Source organism: Vibrio sp. OPT46, from assembly GCF_015163535.1.
Classification (GTDB): Bacteria; Pseudomonadota; Gammaproteobacteria; order Enterobacterales; family Vibrionaceae; genus Vibrio; species Vibrio alginolyticus.
The window spans coordinates 1-487 of record NZ_JADDYG010000424.1; the positions used below are offsets into that span (position 1 = coordinate 1).

A 487-nucleotide genomic window follows, 5' to 3' on the forward strand; every position below is an offset into this window, starting at 1 on the left:
CTTATCGCAAGTTAATACGTCCTTCATCGCCTCTGACTGCCAAGGCATCCACCGTGTACGCTTAGTCACTTAACCATACAACCCCAAAGAGTTTCGCGAAGCGAATCTTGAGGATGTTGTTAAACAACCAAAGTTGTCTGCAATTATTTAAACATGATGCAGACTCGATTTTGCCGGACTCAAATTCCAAGAACACTTGAATGTGTTGTATTGGTGTTTGTCATAAAGACAAACATTGAGAACTTTACAAACAACAATAAATTGTTGTTTTGTCAGCTTTCCAAATTGTTAAAGAGCATGATGCTTCCGAAGAAGACCATTTTCTAAGCTTTTTCAGCGGCAGAAAACCCAACCACGTACGTTTTACTGAAGTGGTTTGGAAATTCAAATCCAAAAATACTTAGAGAATGGTGGGCGATACCGGGCTCGAACCAGTGACCCCCTGCTTGTAAGGCAGGTGCTCTCCCAACTGAGCTAATCGCCCACA

The 487-nt window shown here is 42.1% G+C and carries 1 tRNA gene; it reads right to left on the minus strand.

The features are described 5' to 3' along the window. Positions 1-408: 408 nt before the first annotated feature. Positions 409-484 (minus strand) — tRNA-Val (locus IQR33_RS18885). Positions 485-487: the final 3 nt, after the last annotated feature.